The following is a 17,853-nucleotide window of genomic DNA, read 5'->3' as shown; positions in this document are numbered from 1 at the left end:
CAATCTCCGCGCTCCCGCCCCCCTGCCGGGCGCCTGCCCGCCGACTGCTCGGCCCCGGCAGAGGCTGCCCTCGGCTTCGGTCGGCCATCCGGCGGCCGGTGGGCAGTGACGGGACCTTTCACGTCGAATGGCAGGCTGGCCACACGCATTCATGAAGGAAGGCCGGCCCGAACGCCTATGAACAGCAGTGCCACCAGCGCCTTGGAGCGTGCCGCCGGTCACCAGCAGCGGTTCGATGTGTCCTTCGAGAAGTACTTCGCCGCACTCGCCGGTGACCTCAACGGTGCGCAGCTGGGCCGCTTCCCGCCCCGATGTCTGGAACTCCTTGCGCAGTTGTCACTGCGCGGCGGGAAGCGGATCCGGATCGCCCTGCTCTACGAGGCGGCAGGCCTCGTCACCCGGGAAGAGGTACCGGGGCTGGCGGAAGCCGCACTGAGTCTTGAGCTGCTCCACAGCCACGCGCTCATCCTCGACGACATCATGGACGACTCGCCGGTGCGCCGCGGTGGCCCATCGACGTACTACGCATGCCGCGAAGAGCTCCCGAACCACCCGCAGGCCGCGCTCGGCCTGGCCATGATGGCGGGTGACCTCGCCGGCTTCCTGGCTCTGCGCGTGCTGTTCCAGGCCGAGCTGCCGGCCGACCGCAAGCAGGCCATGATCGATGTCCAGCTCGGGGTGACGACCGACACCGTCATCGGCCAGGCCCTCGACCTCGAACGCGACGTGAACTCCTCGGCCGACGAGGAGTTGCTGGAGACGGTGTGCGAGTACAAGACCTCTCGCTACACCATCCTGGCCCCCTTGCGCCTCGGTCTCCTGGCCGCGGGGCAGGACCTGGCGCCACACGAGGAGAGCCTGCGCCGCTATGCGCGACTGGCCGGTCTCAGCGGCCAGATGCGCGACGACTACCTCGACCTCTTCGGCGACCCCGCCATCACCGGCAAACCCGAGGGCGCCGACCTGCGGGCCGGCCGCCACACCTATCTGACCCGCGAGCTCCTTGCCCTCACGAGCGACGACGATCACGACACCGTCAAGACCGCCCTCGGCAACCCCGACTGCACACCACGGACCATCGACCGCATTCGTGACATCGCCCACCGCCACAACGTCCACACCCGCCTGCAGACCGCCATCGACCACCACGCCCAAGCCGCGGCAGCCGAAGCCGGCGCGTGGCACCGGCACTGGAACGACGAGGCCGTCACCCTCTTCGAGCAGCTGCCCCTTTGGGGCGCCCGCAGAAAGCGATGACCGACCGCCCAGCAGCCCCTCAGTCGCGAGTCCAGCCCGGTCCGCAGCGAGCGAGCGCGGCACGAACCCGGTCGATCCCCTCCGCTCTCCAGTGGTCCCGGTCAGGCATCTGGTCGTCCCGGCGCCAGCGCCAGGCCGAGAAGAGCGCCCAGTTCACGGCGCGGCACCGGTGCATCAGATCGTGGTCGGCCCCTGGATAGTGCTTCCCCACTTCTTCGGGCGCATGGGCGAGGTCGAACTCGATCGGCCCACGGCAGCACGTGCCGAGGTCCACGAAGAGCGGCCCTCTGCTCGTGTTGAGGAGGTTGCCCGGATGCGGCTCGCCGTGCAACAGCTGGTCGCCGGCGCTGCCGCTGCTGATCGCGGCGCTCAGTCCGCTGAGGGTGGCCCTGAGGAACTCCCGTTCAGGATCCGGCAGTTCAGGGGACCGCTCCCGGTCGTTCACCTCCCTCAATGCCGCGGCGACGCGATCAGTGAAATGCGGTGCGCCCAGATCGATCCGGCGCAGGGCGGCATGGTGCCGCAGGAACACGTCCGCGTAGTCGGCCGGGGCGATCTCTGGTCCCACGGGTTCGTAGTAGGTCCAGAGCGAGATGGCGAAGGCATCGCGCACATGAACTCGGGGCTCGACCCGAGGATCGAGCTCGGCCACCGGAGCGCCGACGTCTGCGAGACGGCGAGCAACCTGAACTTCGAACTCGGAATCGGCCAGATGCCCCGAAGGCGCGACCCGAGCCAGAACGCCGCAAGGGGCCAGGCGCAGCGCGACACGGTCCGAGTTGTGGATGACGGCCACATCGTCGACCTGAAGGCCGAGCTCCGAAGCGACCTCCCGTGCGACCTCGACTGCGCGGCTGAGTTCTCCTGGCTCCATGCGGTTCTCCCTCCGGGTTACGTCGGCTTCAGGTCGGCGTGCACCACGTCATGGTCCGAGTACTGGGTGAGATGCACACCGTGCTCGATCGGGACGAAGCCTCGCAGGAAGATGTAGTCGAACTTGCTGCGCCAATCCGTGGTTGGCTCGCACATACCGGTGCCCGACGGACCGCACTCGGGGTCCACGTCCGTGGCCAGACCCCACATCCTGGTGAGTTCGGGGGCGTCCGGCACCGCGTTGAAGTCGCCGAGAACGATCGCGCGGTCGTGCCGGGCGACCGCCGCCGCGAGCACGCCGGTCTGTTCCGCGCGGACTGCTTGCTGCTCCCGTTGGGCCAGGTGCGTGTTGAAGACCCGGACGGGCCGGCCTTCCACGAGGGTGGTGACGGCCATGTACCCACGGTCCTCGGATCCGCCGTCGGGGTACTCCACGTTCACATGGTCTGTCATGGGCGCCGCCGAAAGCACAGCCTGGCCAAAGCCCCCCGGGCTCCAGGGCAGTCCCCCGCAGCGGCTCCAACTGTCCACAACCGAGCCGTACTCGACGTGGTAGACCAGCCCGTACAAGTACTGCAGATGGTCCCGGATCCTCTCGACGTCACGCACGCACGCCTCTTGCAGGCCGACGACCTGGGGCGCGTACGTGGCGATCTCCGCCGCCCGGCCGCCGTTGTACCCACTCGCATTGCAGGGATTGCAGATGTTCCACGTCATGACCCGGTTCGGCACGACATCCTTGGGGGCGTCGGCCGGAAGTGGGTTGGCGATGGGGACACCGCTCGGTGCGCTGGGGCCGACAACCACCATGCAGGCCACAACCATGGCACCCGCGAGCCACCGCGCGCCGGTTCCGGTCACCATCGCCTCCTCGAAGTGGAGACCCACGGCATCACATGAGGTCTCCCCGCACGAGGTTATGGGACGAGCTGTATGTGGCACATCAGGTGCCTGAGTCTCGTGGCGCCGACGGGGTCCCGGCCGAACGAGCCGGTCGGCGACTGGCATTGGTGGGCCCGGGACACGCCGGCTCAGGGATGTTCGAGTGCAGCGCCGCAATCCTCACCGCTTGGCGGCCCGGTCGTACACCTTCTTGGCCGTGGCTCCCCACACCTCTCCGTACATCTTGGTCGGCGACAGGGAGTCCAGCGAACTGTTGACCGAGACCAGGGTGCCCTTCCCCGTGGTGGCGTTGAAGTCGGCCAGCCACGGGCCGCCGCTGGAGCCGCCGCTCATGTCGCAGGGGATGGCCTGTGTGCCGTTCTCCTTCTTCGCCGTACCGACACAGCGCAGCAGTTCCTCGCCCAGCTGCGGGCGGGTGGCGGAGTAGCCGAAGGAGGAGATGGTGCCGCCGACCGGGCGGTTGAAGGCGATAGCCTGGGCGCCCACGACGTCGGTGAGTTTCTTGCCGTTCTTGTCGCTGTCCACGGTCAGCGCGGACATGTCGTTGGTGGAGTCCGTCTCCCAGGTGCGCGGGGACGCTGCCGAGCGGACCGCGAACGCGCCGTACGGAGCCTTGCCCTTGCTGTAGGCGGGGACGAACACCATGGAGAAGTTGGTGTTGCCGGGCGAGGAACCCCGGCGCACGCAGTGGGCCGCGGTCATCACCGCAGAGCGGTTGTCGCTCTGCACGGCGGTGGCCGTGCACCAGGTGTCGGCGCCGTTCGCGTTGACGAAGAACAGCCGCCCCACGGTCTTGAGGGTGGTGCCTCGCCACGGCTTGGCCTTCGGTCCTGTCGGTCCGAGGTCCACGGACTTCCCCACGGCCTTCATGCGGGCGGGCGTCCAGTAGGCGAGGGCTTCCTGGCGTTCCTGCGCGGTGTACTTCAAGACGGAGACCGGGTCGGCCGGTGCGGCGCTGGCAGGGATCGGGGCGGTGAGGGCGAGGGCCGTGCCGGCCACGGCGAGTCCCGCGGCGCGGCCGCGGAGACGCCGGCTCTTGGAAGGAGTGGGTGTCCTGGGCATGGTGGGTGTCTCCTCAGTAAGGGCTGCACGCGGCGGAGTTGGGGATTTCGGTCGGTTCCCCGTTCCGCAAGAGAAGAGATCCGTCTGTTCGGTTGGCTGTTCGGTTGGGGCTGTCGACGATCTGTGACACAGGGCGTGCGGCGCGCGGATGTCAGGCGTGGTCGGGGCCGGCAGGAGAGAGCGCGGCGTCGGCGTCGTCCCCCTGCTCGCGGGCCACATCCGCGCGTTGCGGCACGGCGGGCTCGGGCAGGGTGCGGAACAGCAGCCAGCTCAGTGCGGGCATCAGGACCAGGGGCGCCAGGGCGGTCTTCAAGGACGTCGCGTCGGCGATGCTGCCGATGAGGGGGCTCGCCAGACCGCCGATGCTGACCGTCAGTCCGAGCGTGATCCCGCTGGCGGTGCCGATGCGGGAAGGCAGGTAGTCCTGCCCGAGCGTGACCTGCAGCGAGAACGGGACGTACAGGCCGGCCGAGGTCAGCGCCACGAACAGGTAGAACGCCGGGCCGGGCACGAACACCACGCCCGCGACCCATCCGACCGAGAGCAGGTACGACCAGCGGGCAACGGTGACTCGGTCCCAGCGGTCGGCCAGCGTGCCACCCAGTACGGAGCCCACCGCGCCACCGAGGTAGAGCACGAACAGCGCCGCGGTCCCCGCCGCCGTGCTGCCGCCCATACGTTCCTTGGCGTACAGGGAGAGGAAGGTGCTCAGGCCGATGAAGACGATCGACCGGCACACCACGGCCAGCGACAGTTTCACGAACGACGCTTTGTCGTCGTCCCGCGCCGGTACCTCCGTACTGGTCCCGGCGGCCTTCTGTCGCTCCATCGCCCGCAGCACGGGCAGGCACAGCACCGCACCGACGAGCGCCGGCAGCACCAGCAGGGGCGTCAGGCGCAGACCTCCCGTGGCAACCACAGCGGCGACCATGAGCGGGGCCACCGCGAAGCCGATGTTGCCGCCGAGCGAGAACCAGCCCATCCCCCTGTGACTGCCCCCGGCGGCAAGCCGGGCGACCCGCGCGGACTCGGGGTGATAGGCGGCCACGCCCACCCCGGACACCGCGACGAACACAAGGGTCAGCGCGTAGGAGCCGCTGACCCCGCTCAGCGCGATGCCCACACCGCCCAGCAGCGTGCTGACCGGGAGCAACCACGGCATCGCCCAGCGGTCGGTGAGGACACCGAACACCGGTTGCGCCACCGACGACAGGAGCGAGGCGGCGAGCACGATGCCCGAGACGGCGGCATAGCTGTAGGCGCGCTCGGCGACGAAGAACGGCACCAGGGACGCTACGGCGCCCTGGTACACGTCGACGCAGGCGTGCCCGGCGGACAACAGAGTGATGGGTGTATTCCTTCGCACCCCGTCATGGTCGACGCGAGAGGCCGTGTCGCACTTCCGATAATCTGCCAGACGATGACGAGCATCCGCCATGAGCCGGTCGCCCCGACCCGCACCCAGTCGCTGGCATCCGGAGCCGCGATCGACACCCACCGCCACGACGACCACCAGATCGTCTACGCCGGCCGCGGAGTCCTGGCCGTCACCACCGACGCCGGTTCCTGGGTCGCCCCTGGCACCCGTGCCATCTGGATCCCGGCCGGCACGCTGCACGCCCATCAGGCCCACGGTGAACTCGAACTGCACTTGGTGGGACTGCCTGCGACCGAGAACCCGCTCGCCCTGCAGACGCCGACCGTGCTCGCGGTGGGCCCTCTGCTGCGCGAACTGATCGTCGCTTACACCCACGCCCCCGGCGACGAAAGCCCCGAACGGGAGCGGCTGCGCGCGGTGTTGCTCGACCAACTGCGGGCCTCGCCCCAAGAACCGCTGCACCTGCCCACCCCGGCCGCGCCCCTGCTGCGGACACTGTGCGGCATCCTGTGCGCCGACCCGGCGGACAGCCGGACCCTCGCCGAGCTGGGGCGTGAGGTGGGGGCGAGCGACCGCACCCTGTCCCGGCTGTTCCGCAGCGATCTCGGCATGACGTTCCCGCAGTGGCGCACCCAGTTGCGGCTCCACCACGCGCTGGTCCTGCTGGCCGAGCACACCCCCGTCACCGCGGTCGCGCATCTGTGCGGCTGGTCGTCCGCCAGCGCGTTCATCGACGTCTTCCGGCGCGCCTTCGGCCACACACCGGGCACGCACCCGAAGGGCTGAGCAGCCGCGGACCGCCGGGACGGCTGCTTCCCTTCCCGCCCGCTTCCCTCCCCGCCCGCTTCCCTCCCCGCCCGCTTCCCTCCCCGCCCGCGCCGACGATCCGCCGTCGGTCAGACCACCGTCTTCTCCTGCTGCCGACGCACCAGCTCGGTGATCCAGGTGGGCGCGAACGGAGACGTACAGCCCGGGGACGTCGGGTAGTCCTTGAGCACCTCCAGGCGCTCACCGATGTCGATGGCACGGGCGCGGTGCCCGGCGTGCTCGATCCCGATCTGCGCCAGGCAGTGGTTCATCGCCCACTGAAGGCGCTCCGGGGCGTCCTTCATCTCCGCCTCGATGACGTCGAGCAGCCCCGCGAGGTCGAGGCCGTCGGGCTTCTTCGCCACGCGTTCGGTGGTCAGCGCCCAGCCGGCGCTCGCGACCACCGGATCCGGATCGGCGGACCAGGAGAGGCGCAGAGCCTCGGCGTGCGGGCTCTTCTTCACCACGTAATTCACGAGCCAGTCGTGCACCTTGGGTGTGCGCGCCTGGCGCAGCATGACGTCCAACTCGTCACGCCCGAAGGCCTTCGGGCGGCAGATCAGGATCGCGAGCAGTCTCTCCGCGGTGTCCTCCGTCTCCCAGAGCCCGAGCGCGAGTTCCTGCTGCGTCTTCAGCCGCTTCGCGAGCGCGCGCAGCTTGCTGAGGTTCACGCCGTGATCGTCACCGTGTCTCTCGTTCACCTCGCGTGCCTTCGGGTCCTCGAGTGCGGCCAGCTCGGCCATCACCTCGGCCACCATCGCTTCGGCCACCTCAGTCTCCTGTCCTTCGTGTACGGGATTCAGCCTATGAGGGAAGCAGGACCAAGGCCGCCTTCGAGGACGGCCCGGATGATCCGGGGCCGGTCCCAGAGGGCGAGGATTTCGTTGGCGACGGCCACGGTGGGCAACGGGTCCGCGTCGCCGTGCACCTTGATGACGGCGGCCGACAGGCTGCGCGGGACGGCTCCCGCGTCGAGCAGGACGCGCCATTCCTCCGGGCCGAGCTCCAGGTACTCCAGCGTCGTGAGCTCGGCTATCTCCAGAGGATCGCCGAGCGTGCCGGGAAAGGCGGCGAGTGTCCGCAGGCGGGGCAGCCCGGTGACCGGGGCGAGGCTGAGCGGCTCGCCGTCCCACACGCCGATGGACAGGACCTCCAGACCGGGGTGTGCGGCGGCCTCGACGCTCGGCACGCCTCGGACATTGACGTGGGCCACGGCCGGCGGCCGGTCGCCGCCCGAGTCGCCACGTCGCTCGCTGGGCCGGTCCAGCACCAGGTCGGTGAGCGAGTCGGCGACCAGGGCCGCGCCGATGTTCCCCTCGTGACTGAGGATGATGATCTGCCCGATGTGGCCGCACGGTCCGGGTGTCAGATCGACCGCCAGCCGGTCGCCACCGCCGTTGTCCCCGAAGGCGATCCAGCCGGGCGAGCCGACCAGGCCCTGCACCGCGGCGTCGGGCGGGGTGACGACCGCTTCCATCGCCGCGAACTCCCAAGGGCATGGACGGGAGGACGCGTCGGCGACGTACAACTCGTCCAACGGGAAGAGTTCGCAGCCGACCGCCTCGCAGGCACGTTCCGCGGCCTCGTCGTCGTCCTCCCGGTCTTCCCGGCCCTCCCAGTCCTCCCCCCGTGCCCGTGTCACCTGGTAGAGCACCTTGAGCTCCGCGGGCAGGGCGACGCCGAGGCGCGCCTCCGCGGCGGCGATCTCCTCGTGCGTCGCGCCGATGGCGTCGGGCAACCGCTCACGGAGCGTCCGCTCCAGCAGAGCCGGATCCGCCGAAGGCGCGGGCACCGCCGCGGGCACCGGATCGGGGGCCCGGCGCCAGGGCTGCGGAACGGCGCCCTCGACCAGGAGGAGCGCCGGATGCGGGGTGCCGCTGTCGGACTCCACGGCAGGGCTGGCCCCGCGCAGGCGGAGGGTGCTCTTCCCGTCGGGCGACATCTTCGCCGTGAACCAGATGTCGTCGACACCGGCGTCCACGAGCGCCTGACGCACCCGCTCGACCGCCTCCGTCTCGCCCCGCGTGTCCTGTCGCCGCAGGGGCAGATTCCAGCTCTGCCTGCCGATCCGTCCCCCCACACGGATGACCGGGACAGCCTCCTCCTGCGCCCGGCCGTCCCGCAGAAGCCGCAGCACGGGCTCCCAGGTCGCGAAGTCGAGCACCGGGGGCAAGGAAGGACGCTGATCAACCATGCGCTGACCGTACGCGGAGCCACTGACAACGCGGGCAGCCGAGCCGCATACCCCCGGCAGGCAGCCAAGTGCCGTTCGTCGCGCCGGAGGTGGTGGGGTTCTCCGGCGGATTCAGCGCTGGCGCACGGGCCGTACGACGATTTCGTTGACGTCGATGTCGGACGGCTGCGCGAGGGCGTACGAGACGGCTCCGGCGATGGCGTCGGGCCCGATCGCGTGGGCCCGGTAGCCGCGCATGGCCTCGGCAGCGCTGGTGTCGGTGATGGTGTCGGCGAGCTCGGATTCGACCACTCCCGGCGAGACGGTCGTGACCCGGACCGAGGGGTCGGACTCCTGGCGCAGTCCCTCGGTGATCGCCCAGGCCGCGTACTTCGTGGCGCAGTAGACGGCGGCGGTGGGCACGACCTCATGGGCGCCGATGCTCGCGACTGTGACGAAGTGTCCGGCGCCCTGCGCGGTGAAGACGGGCAGGGCCGCGGCGACCGCGTGCAGCAGGCCGCGGACGTTCACGTCGATCATCCGGTCCCACTCGTCGACGAGCAGCGAGTCCAGCCGCGACAGCGGCATGACTCCGGCGTTGGCGACGAGGACGTCGACGCGGCCATGCCGCTCGCGGGCGCCCTGGACGAAGGCCGCGACGTCCGCGCGGTCCGTCACGTCCAGCTGTACGAGGTGCAGGCTGCCCCCGGAGCGGGCGGCCGCCTCGGCCGTGCTCTCCGCCAGGGCCCGCAGGCGGTCGGTGCGGCGTGCACCTGCCACCACTCGGTGTCCCTCCCCCACGAGTCGCGCGGCGACGGCCGCGCCGATGCCGCTGCTCGCGCCGGTGACGAGGACGACCTTGCGGCCGGCCGACGCGGCGTTGTCCGATGCTTGTTCTGCTTGCTGTGTGGTCATGGACTTGAGACTGGCCCGGCCGCGGGGCCCGCGGGAGAGGCGGCATCCTCCTGGGTGCAGCGCACCCAGGAAGAGCGGCGGACCCCGGCCTACGATGGCCGCATGGCACGCTCAGAGCTCGGCGCCTACCTCACGGCCCGGCGCGCCCACGTCACCCCGGCCGACGTGAACCTCCCCTCCACGGGGCACCGCCGGGTGCCGGGGCTGCGGCGCGAGGAGGTGGCCCTGCTCGCCGGGGTCAGCGCCGACTATTACGTACGCCTGGAACAGGGCCGGGAGCGCACGCCCTCCGCGCAGGTGCTCGACGCCCTGGCCGCAGCCCTGCGGCTGCACGAGGACGGCCGCCTGCACTTGTTCCGGCTCGCCGGCATCGGCCCACGCACCAGGGCCGCCGCGGTGACCGACCGGGTCGAGCCGAGCCTCCTGGCGCTCATGGACGCCTGGCCGCACAACCCGGCGATCGTCTACAACCGCGCGTACGACGTGCTGGCATCCAACGCGATCGCCGACGCGCTCTTCCACGGCTGGGCGCACTCGCGCAACCTCCTGCACGTCGTGTTCACCGACCCGGAAGCCCGTGCCTTCTACCGCGACTGGTACGAGGTGGCGCGCAACTCCGTGGCCGGCTTCCGGCTCGGCCACGGCACGGCGCCCGACGACCCGCGGGTGCGCCGCGTGCTCGGTGAACTACTGGACCAGAGCCCGCACTTCGCCGACCTGTGGTCCCGCCACGACGCCCGCGGCAAGGCGCTGGAACGCAAGAGCTTCGAGCACCGCGACGTCGGGCCGCTGACGCTGACCATGCAGACCTTCGACGTCCGCGCGGCCCCGGGCCAGGAACTCGTCGTCTACCACGCGGAGCCGGCCTCGCCCAGCAGCGAGGCACTCGCCCTCCTCGGCTCGCTGGCCGCGACGTCGCGCCGGGAGTCCTGATCCGTGGCGGTCGACTACAGAACGCGTACCTCGCCCTCGGGAAGCTTCGCCCACCAGTGGTGGTAGCGGCTGTAGACCGCCGCCTCGCGGTCGCCGAGGAAGGACCGCAGAGACCGGGCCTCCTCGGCGAGTCCGTCCCACGTGTCCGGGCTCAGCGGGTGGAAGGCCGTGGCCTCGACACCGCCGTCGACCGGGCGCCACACACCGGCGACATGACCATCCACCAGGAGGGTGGGCAGTACGTCGCCGTTGCGCCGGATGACCCAAGGGCGGTAGTCCGGGGGTATCACCCGGGCGCGGTCGGCGTACGCCAGCAGAACGCTGTCCCACATGGCCATGAGCCGGGGAGGAGCAGGGGTTTCGGCGGGCGGCCGCGAAGCACCCGGGATGTCGAACAGCGTGCCCCCGTCCGGTCCCTGGAGCTGCTCGACGGCGTCCCCCATGCCAAGGAGCGCCGCACGGACGGGTGTTCTCTGCACCATGGCGAACTGCGCCACGTCCGCGACCGAAGCGGGCCCGAACCCCGCCAGATAGCGCAGGATCAGGGCCCGCAGCGCCGGAGGATCCACTGCCCGGCCCGTGGGCACGGGTCCGCCCGGTGCTGCGACGAAGGACGGCCGGACACCGAAGGACCAGGGTGCGTCCGTCGGGGCATGGTGCAACGGCGCGTACCCCTTGAGCCCCCACCACGCCCCGTCCTTCTTCTCGGCGCCGAACCGCTCCTCGACCCATGCCTGCATCTGCGCCGATGTCCTCGGCCTGCGGGCGAAGTCCAGCAACTCCGGCACCAGTTCGTCGGCATCCGCGGGACTCAGCCCCGCGGCGGCGAATCGGGAACCGAGCCGGGAGGCGTACAGCGTGGGCTGCAGCGCCGAGCGGAAAACGGGGTAGTCCTCGGCGTGCACGGCGTGCAGCGTGATGCGCATCAGGGTCGCCTTGACCACTGAACGTGCGGTGAACGCGGCATCGAGTTCGGCCGGGGCGAAACCGGCGAGCCGGTTCCACAGGGCGAGATACGGCGATGCCGGGTGCTGCGCCTGGAGCGCGACCACCCGCCGCACCCCGTCCTGGACGGTCAAGGGCTCACGTTCCAGGAGCAGTTGACGGCTGAGGGTCGCCCGGTTGAGTTCACGCTCACTGATCATCACAGTCCTGGATTCTGCCCTCCCCGCACTCCTTTCTCCTCAGTTTTCTCCTCAGTTCCGCCGGTCCGACTCCGACCCGGCGAGCTCGTCGAAGAGCAGGGCGCAGTCGCCGGTCTGTCCCGTGCGGTAGGCCACGCGCGCCACCAGGTGCGCGGCGACGGGGTTGGTCAGCAGTTGGAAGAACACGACCAGAGCGAGCGTGCCCAGGTCCGCCCACGAGCGCAGCCGCAGTGCGACGCCCGCGGTGAGCAGGAGGATGCCGAGCGTCTGGGGGTTGGTCGCAGCGCTGCTCCGGGCGAGGACATCCGGCAGGCGCAGCAGCCCGATGACTCCGGTCAGACAGACCAGGGCGCCGAGGAGGAGCAGGGCCGCGCCGGCCAGGTCGGCCACCTCGTGCCAGGTGGTCACGGGCCCTCCTTGGGCGGGAGGGGACGAGGGACGCGACGCGGGGTGGGGCGGTCGCGTACGGCGATGAAGCGGGCGATGCCCACCGAGCTGGTGAAGCCGAGGAAGGCGATCACCAGCATGATCGACAGGTAGTAGCGGGTGCGGGTGGAGGCCGCCTGTACTCCGATCCCTGCCACCATCAGCGCCGCCGCGACATCGACGCCCACCGCGCGGTCGAGCATGGACGGGCCGCGCCGGATACGGATCAGCAGGAGTGCGCCCGCGAGCAGGATCACCGCCAGGGCGGCGTCGAGCAGGATGTTGTCCAGAGAGGTCATGGCCGGGGGTCCTTTCCTGCGGGAGGCTGCGGATCGGGGTCCACGGCCACGCGCTCGATCTCGTCACGGGTGCCGAAGGCCCGCACGACCAGGGCCTCGAGTCGCCACACGTCACGGCGGGTTCGGCGCACCGCGTCGCGGTCGTCGGCGTCGGACATGTGCAGGTACAAGGTGGCGGTGGCGCCGTTCACCTCGATCAGGGCGCCACCCGGCACACAGGAGACGGCGACGGCGGTCGCGGCGATCATCAGGTCGGTGCGGCACCGCAGTTGGACGGCGATGACCGCGGCGGGGCGCCTGCGGCCGCTCAGCGCCTGGCGGGTCACCGTGGCGCTGGAGGCCACCATGTCGTACACCAGGTACCCGGCAAGGCGCACGATGCCGAGCGGTCGCAGGCGCAGCGCGAGGTCGACGGCCGGCAGCGGGAAGACGAGACAGAGCGCGACGGCGACCAGGACGCCGCTGACCAGGTTGCCCCAGGTCGGCCCCGACCACAGCAGCATCCAGATCACCGTGAGCCAGGCGATCAGGGACAGGTCGAGGCGGCGCGGGCGGCTCTTGGAGTCGGCGGGAGAGCTCACGGGCCGAGCACCGCCGTGATGTACGGGGTCCTGGCCAGGAGTTCGGCGGCCGAGCGGTCGGCCAGACCCGTCAGGGGGGTGGCGAGCACGGTGTAGGACAGTCCGAGCAGCACCGCACCGATGGTCGCGGCGATCATCACGCGCGGTACGCGGGCCGTGGTGCGCACGCAGACGGCGGCGGGGACGACGACCACCGCGCCTCCATTCCCGGCGCCCACGGTGACCACGGAATCGTCGTCGTCATCGATGTCCTCCAACACGGTTCCCTCCAGGGGGAGTTGGGAGGGTGCGGCCCGCCAGAACGCCAGGTTCCACACCTTGGCCATCACGTAGAGCGTCAGGAGGCTGGCGACGGCGCAGGCGCCGAGCAGCACGTACGCGTAGCCCCCGCCGTCCGCCGCGCCCGCCCGCATGAGCCCCAGCTTGCCGAGGAAGCCGGACAGCGGTGGGATCCCGGCGAGGTTCATGGCGGGCACGAACCACAGGGCGGCCAGCAGGGGCGCGGTGCGTGCCGCGCCTCCCAGCCGGGTCAACTCCGTTGTCCCATAACGCCTTTCGAGCAGCCCCGCGGCCAGGAACAGCGTCGTCTGTACGGTGATGTGGTGCGCCGTGTAGACGATGGCGCCGCCGATGCCGCCCCGGCTGCCGAGCGCGAGCCCGAAGAGCATGAAGCCGATGTGGCTGACGAGCGTGAAGGAAAGCAGCCGCTTGAGGTCGGTCTGGGCCACCGCTCCGAGGATGCCGATCAGCAGGGACGCGAACGCCACGGCCATCAGCAGGGTGGAGAGCCGGTTGCCGGGGAACAGCAGGGTCTCGGCGCGCAGTATCGAGTACACGCCGACCTTGGTGAGCAGCCCCGCGAAGACGGCCGTCACCGGGGCGGGCGCGGTCGGATAGGAGTCGGGCAGCCAGGCGGCCACCGGGAAGGCGGCGGCCTTGACCCCGAACACGGTGAGGAGCAACGCCTCGATCAATGTCCGTACACCGAGGGGCAGTTCGGCCAGGCGGACGGCGAGCTGCGCGAAGTTGGCGGTGCCGCAGGCCGCGTAGGCGACCGCGATGCCCGCCAGGAACACGAGCGACGAGACGAGGGAGACGACGACATACGTCGAACCGGCCCGCAGGCGCGGTTCGGTGCCGCCCACCGTGAGCAGCACGAAGCTGGCCATCAGCATGATCTCGAAGCCGACGTAGAGGTTCACGAGGTCGCCGGCGAGGAACGTGAGCGACACCCCGGAGACCAGGACCAGGTAGGCAGGGTGGAAGACGGCGATCGGAGCGCGCTCCTCGCGGTCGACCATGTCCTGGCCCAGGGCGTAGATCAGGACGATCAGGGTGACGGCGCCGGACACGGTCAGCATCAGCGCGGCGAGCCGGTCGGCGACCAGCGTCACCCCGAGCGGCGGGGCGAAGTCGCCGAGGTGGACGACGAGCGGGCCGCCGCGGTCGGCCTCGACGAGGAGGACGATGTCGACGGCGAGGACGGCGGCCAGGACGCCGATGCCGATCAGCCGGTGCAGCATGCGCAGCCGGGGCCCGATGAACAGGCTCAGGCCGCACGCGGTCAGCGGCAGCACGACGGGCAGCGGGACGAGGGCGTTCACCGGGGGTCGTTCTCCTGCCGTACGGGGCTTGGCGGTCGGGGCGGGTCCGCGCCGAGGATGTCGTCCCACAGGTCACCGGTGGCGTCCCGGGCGCGGGCCTGAAAGGCACGCTCGGCGCGCACCCTGCGGCGCTGCTCGCGGCGTTCGTCGCGCCAGGCGCGCGGCCCCTCGCCGCGGTGCAGTTCGCGCAGTTCGGCGCGCTCCTCCGCGATCTCCGCGCGCAGGACGACACGCCGGTCCTCCACGTCGTCCGGCACGAAGTCGGAGCCGGTCAGCTGGCTGCTGCGGTAGACCATGGCGAGCACGAACGCCGTGGTGGCCAGGGTGATGACGACGGCGGTCAGCACGATGGCCTGGGGCAGCGGATCGGTGACCCGGGTGTGGGGGACGCCGGGGTAGAGCAGCGGCGGAACTCCGGCCCGCCCTGTGGTGGTGAGGACGAACAGATTGACGCCGTTGCCGCACACGATGACCCCGATGAGCACCCGGGTCAGACTGCGCGTGTGGATGAGCACCCCGCCGACGGCGGTCAGGACGACGGCGCAGACCAGCAGACTCAGGCTGACGGTCACCGCTCCCCCGCCCCGGCGAGCGCGAGCCCGGCCCTGTGCTCCGTCTGCTGGTCGATCTTCGATCCGAGGGCGCGGACGACGTCGAGGACCACGCCGAGGACCAGCAGATACACCCCCAGGTCGAAGAGGACCGCGGTGCCCATGTGCCAGTCCCCGATGAGCGGCAGATGCCCGTGCCAGGTCCAGGCGTGCAGCACGGTCCCGTCGGCGAGACCCAGGAGCGCGACGCCGGTGGACAGGGCCAGGCCGAGACCGGTGAAGAAGCCGGGATGGACCGGGGCCGCGGCCTCCAACTCGTGGCGCCCGCCCGCCAGGTAACGGATCATCAGGGCCACGCCCGCGACGAGCCCGCCGACGAAGCCGCCGCCCGGCAGGTTCTCCGCGCACAGCAGCAGATACACCGACAGCATCAGGATCGGGTGGAAGACGAGGCGGGCGATCACCTCGAAGACGACGGAACGGTGTTCGGGCGCGAGCGTGTCACCGGCCATCAGCCAGCTGCGTTCGGGCGCGGTCTGGCGGTACTTGAGCGGCACCTGGATGGCGGGCGCCGCCAGCGACCAGGCGGTCACGCCGCCGGGCAGTGCGGGTGGCGCCCCCGGTGTCGGCCCCTGTCTGCGGTGTACGTACAGCAGGCTCGTCACGCCCAGGACGGCGACGGCGAGGACGGCCGACTCGCCCATCGTGTCCCAGGCCCGGAAGTCCACCAGGATCGTCGCCACGACGTCCTTCAGGCCGTGGTGCGCGGTCTCCTCGGTCATCGCCGCTCCGGCCGGATCCGCTGTCCGCGCGGCCGCCGCGAGCCACACCGCGCAGGCGACCACGACGCTGCTGCCGAGCGCGAGCAGCAGACTGGCCACGCGGCGCCAGGACCGCGCCGTCTCCCCGAAGTGCACCGGCAGCCGCCGCAGGACGAGGACCAGGACCACGGTCGACACGGTCTCCACGCCGAACTGCGTGAGCGCCAGGTCCGGTGCGCCCTGGACGACGTAGAGCAGCGCCGTGCCGTACCCGGTAAGGCCCGCGAGCACGGCCGCCTTCATGCGGCGTTGCACGGTCAGGCACATCAGGGCGCAGGCGCAGGTCAGCGCGGCGACCGCGGCTTGCCACGGGGTGTCCCAGACGCGAGGTGCGGGGGCGCCGTGCCAGGGCCGGTCCGTGACGAGGACCGCGACGAGCCCGGCGAGCATGACGGCCAGGATGGTGGCCACGTACGCGGGCAGTGATCCCTTCTGCACCGCGCCCGTCACCTGCAAGGCCGTCCGCTCCACGCCGAGCACGATCCGCCCGAACCCCTCGTCCGCCTTCGGCCACGCGAGCCGCCGCCCGAGGCGCACCACCCCGTCGCGGCCCACGAACAGCGCCGCGCCGCCCACCCAGGCGAGCGCGGACAGACCGAGCGCGGGCCCGAAACCGTGCCACAGCGCGAGGTGGTAGGGGTGCGGAGGGACGGGGTACTGCGCCGCGTACGCCTCGAAGAGAGGTACCACCCACCCGACCCCCGGGCCGAGCAGCAGGGAGCCGACGGCGAGCACGGCGGGCGGCGCGAGGAAGGCGGGACCGACGCGGTGCACGGCGGTGTCGGCGAGCCCCGGCTTGCGGGCGAACGCGCCCCACAGGAAGCGCAGTGTGTACGCGGTGGTGAGCGCGGAGCCGACCACGATCAGGGCGAGCACCCACTGTTCGGCGACGCTGCCGTGCAGCAGGGCCTCGAACGCGGCCTCCTTCGCGACGAAACCGAGCAGCGGCACCAGCGCGACCATCGACGCGCCCGCGACGGCGGCGACCGCGGCCACCCAGGGCAGCGACCGCCCCACACCGGAGAGCCGCCGCAGATCGCGTGTCCCCGCCGCGTGATCGACGATCCCGGTCACCAGGAACAGCGGTGCCTTGAACAGGGCGTGCCCCAGGATCATCGCGATGGCCGCGAGCGCGGTGTTGTAGGTGCCGTCCCCCGCGAGCACGATCAGGAAGCCGAGTTGGCTGACGGTCCCGTAGGCGAGCACGAGCTTGAGGTCGTTCAGGCGCAGCGCGCGCCAGCCGCCGAGCAGCATCGTCGCCGTGCCCAGCGTCAGGAGCACCGGCCGCCACGGCGCGACGTCCGCGAACGCGGGGGCGAGGCGCGCCACCAGGTACACGCCCGCCTTCACCATCGCCGCCGCGTGCAGATAGGCGCTGACCGGGGTGGGCGCGGCCATCGCGTTCGGCAGCCACAGACTCAGCGGCCACACCGCCGACTTGGCGATCGCCCCGGCCAGGATCAGGACCAGCGCGGCCGAGAGCGTGCCGCTGGCCTCGGGCGGCGAGTCCAGGATCCGGGAGATCCGGTACGTGCCTGCCGCGTGACCCAGCATCAGGAATCCGACGAACATGGCGAGTCCGCCCACCGAGGTCACCATCAGGGCCTGCAGCGCGGAGCGGCGGCCGGCCCGCTTCTCGCTGTCGTACCCGATCAGGAGGAAGGACAGGACGGTCGTCAGTTCCCAGAAGAGATACAGGATCATCAGGTCGTCGGCGAGGACGAGCCCCAGCATCGCTCCGGCGAAGGCCAGGAGGTTCCCGCCGAACGCCCCCAACTGCCGTGTCCCCGGGGCGAAGTAGCTCACGCAGTACAGCAGCACGAGCGCCCCGATCCCGGCGGCGAGCAGCACCATCACCAGGGACAGCGCGTCGAGCCGGAACGCCACGTCGACGTCGTACGCCTCGATCCACGTCCACGCCTCGTCACGCGTTCCGCCGCCGGTGAGCGTGCCCCACTGGCAGAGTGCCCAGGCGAGGGCTGCCGCGGGCGGCAGCGCGAGCCCGACGAAGGCGCGCGGGCCGAAGCGGCGGACGAGCGGGGCGGCGCAGAGCGCGACGACGAAGTGGGCCAGGACCAAAACGGTCATGGGTCATGCATATCGGCAAGTAAGAGACATATAGGGT

Annotated in this window: 17 protein-coding genes; 3 read left to right on the top strand and 14 right to left on the bottom strand. The window is 71.1% G+C overall.

Annotated features, from left to right (window positions below; genetic code table 11):
• Positions 1-177: 177 nt before the first annotated feature.
• Positions 178-1,257 carry a polyprenyl synthetase family protein gene (locus AC07AG_RS03485; protein WP_478751372.1) on the top strand — a complete coding sequence of 360 codons (1,080 nt, stop codon included), beginning with the start codon at positions 178-180 and terminating at the stop codon, positions 1,255-1,257.
• A 19-nt stretch (positions 1,258-1,276) separates the two neighbouring features.
• Here the strand turns inward: AC07AG_RS03485 and AC07AG_RS03480 are convergent, their stop codons facing one another.
• The 4 genes from AC07AG_RS03480 to AC07AG_RS03465 all read right to left on the bottom strand — a co-directional run bounded on the left by AC07AG_RS03480 (position 1,277) and on the right by AC07AG_RS03465 (position 5,461).
• The gene (locus AC07AG_RS03480) at positions 1,277-2,131 is read right to left on the bottom strand and encodes a phosphotransferase (protein ID WP_478751370.1); all 855 of its coding nucleotides are present in this window, start codon (positions 2,129-2,131) and stop codon (positions 1,277-1,279) included.
• 17 nt (positions 2,132-2,148) lie between these two features.
• Positions 2,149-2,994 carry an endonuclease/exonuclease/phosphatase family protein gene (locus AC07AG_RS03475; protein WP_478751368.1) on the bottom strand — a complete coding sequence of 282 codons (846 nt, stop codon included), beginning with the start codon at positions 2,992-2,994 and terminating at the stop codon, positions 2,149-2,151.
• A 198-nt stretch (positions 2,995-3,192) separates the two neighbouring features.
• Entirely contained in the window at positions 3,193-4,095 is a 903-nt protein-coding gene (locus AC07AG_RS03470; RefSeq protein WP_478751366.1) for a trypsin-like serine peptidase, read from the bottom strand.
• Between the two features lie 151 nt (positions 4,096-4,246).
• Entirely contained in the window at positions 4,247-5,461 is a 1,215-nt protein-coding gene (locus tag AC07AG_RS03465) for an MFS transporter (protein WP_478751364.1), read from the bottom strand.
• A gap of 54 nt (positions 5,462-5,515) precedes the next feature.
• On the opposite strand from AC07AG_RS03465, the gene AC07AG_RS03460 reads away from it, so the two are divergent.
• Positions 5,516-6,259, top strand: a complete 744-nt coding sequence (locus AC07AG_RS03460) for an AraC family transcriptional regulator (protein WP_478751362.1) — start codon at positions 5,516-5,518, stop codon at positions 6,257-6,259.
• A 110-nt stretch (positions 6,260-6,369) separates the two neighbouring features.
• Here AC07AG_RS03460 and AC07AG_RS03455 read toward each other — a convergent pair whose 3' ends face one another.
• The 3 genes from AC07AG_RS03455 to AC07AG_RS03445 all read right to left on the bottom strand — a co-directional run bounded on the left by AC07AG_RS03455 (position 6,370) and on the right by AC07AG_RS03445 (position 9,368).
• On the bottom strand, positions 6,370-7,038 hold the full coding sequence (locus AC07AG_RS03455; protein ID WP_478752212.1) for a DNA alkylation repair protein: 669 nt from the start codon (positions 7,036-7,038) through the stop codon (positions 6,370-6,372).
• A gap of 41 nt (positions 7,039-7,079) precedes the next feature.
• The gene (locus AC07AG_RS03450) at positions 7,080-8,474 is read right to left on the bottom strand and encodes an SMI1/KNR4 family protein (RefSeq protein WP_478751360.1); all 1,395 of its coding nucleotides are present in this window, start codon (positions 8,472-8,474) and stop codon (positions 7,080-7,082) included.
• Positions 8,475-8,585: 111 nt separating this feature from the next.
• Positions 8,586-9,368, bottom strand: a complete 783-nt coding sequence (locus AC07AG_RS03445; protein ID WP_478751358.1) for an SDR family oxidoreductase — start codon at positions 9,366-9,368, stop codon at positions 8,586-8,588.
• 102 nt (positions 9,369-9,470) lie between these two features.
• Here AC07AG_RS03445 and AC07AG_RS03440 point away from each other — a divergent pair, with 102 nt between their 5' ends.
• A complete protein-coding gene (locus AC07AG_RS03440; RefSeq protein ID WP_478751356.1) occupies positions 9,471-10,301 on the top strand; it encodes a helix-turn-helix domain-containing protein in 831 nt (276 codons plus the stop codon).
• A gap of 14 nt (positions 10,302-10,315) precedes the next feature.
• Here the strand turns inward: AC07AG_RS03440 and AC07AG_RS03435 are convergent, their stop codons facing one another.
• Genes AC07AG_RS03435 through AC07AG_RS03405 form a run of 7 tightly spaced genes read right to left on the bottom strand, consistent with a single transcriptional unit; the run spans position 10,316 to position 17,816 of the window.
• Entirely contained in the window at positions 10,316-11,446 is a 1,131-nt protein-coding gene (locus tag AC07AG_RS03435) for a winged helix DNA-binding domain-containing protein (RefSeq protein ID WP_478751354.1), read from the bottom strand.
• Positions 11,447-11,497: 51 nt separating this feature from the next.
• Positions 11,498-11,854, bottom strand: coding sequence for a monovalent cation/H(+) antiporter subunit G (mnhG, locus tag AC07AG_RS03430; protein WP_478751352.1), 357 nt, complete (start codon positions 11,852-11,854; stop codon positions 11,498-11,500).
• Positions 11,851-12,171, bottom strand: a complete 321-nt coding sequence (locus AC07AG_RS03425; protein ID WP_478751350.1) for an MrpF/PhaF family protein — start codon at positions 12,169-12,171, stop codon at positions 11,851-11,853. The genes mnhG and AC07AG_RS03425 overlap by 4 nt, the downstream gene beginning before the upstream one ends.
• Positions 12,168-12,752, bottom strand: coding sequence for a Na+/H+ antiporter subunit E (locus AC07AG_RS03420; protein ID WP_478751348.1), 585 nt, complete (start codon positions 12,750-12,752; stop codon positions 12,168-12,170). Before AC07AG_RS03420 ends, AC07AG_RS03425 begins: the two co-directional genes overlap by 4 nt.
• The gene (locus AC07AG_RS03415; RefSeq protein WP_478751346.1) at positions 12,749-14,356 is read right to left on the bottom strand and encodes a Na+/H+ antiporter subunit D; all 1,608 of its coding nucleotides are present in this window, start codon (positions 14,354-14,356) and stop codon (positions 12,749-12,751) included. The genes AC07AG_RS03420 and AC07AG_RS03415 overlap by 4 nt, the downstream gene beginning before the upstream one ends.
• Positions 14,353-14,928, bottom strand: a complete 576-nt coding sequence (locus tag AC07AG_RS03410) for a Na(+)/H(+) antiporter subunit C (RefSeq protein ID WP_478751344.1) — start codon at positions 14,926-14,928, stop codon at positions 14,353-14,355. The genes AC07AG_RS03415 and AC07AG_RS03410 overlap by 4 nt, the downstream gene beginning before the upstream one ends.
• Positions 14,925-17,816 carry a Na+/H+ antiporter subunit A gene (locus AC07AG_RS03405; protein WP_478751342.1) on the bottom strand — a complete coding sequence of 964 codons (2,892 nt, stop codon included), beginning with the start codon at positions 17,814-17,816 and terminating at the stop codon, positions 14,925-14,927. The genes AC07AG_RS03410 and AC07AG_RS03405 overlap by 4 nt, the downstream gene beginning before the upstream one ends.
• Between the last annotated feature and the right edge of the window lie 37 nt (positions 17,817-17,853).

It is taken from the genome of Streptomyces sp. NPDC044044 (assembly GCF_056434405.1).
Note: the sequence above shows the minus strand (reverse complement) of the source record. Positions and strands in the feature narration are given on the sequence as shown.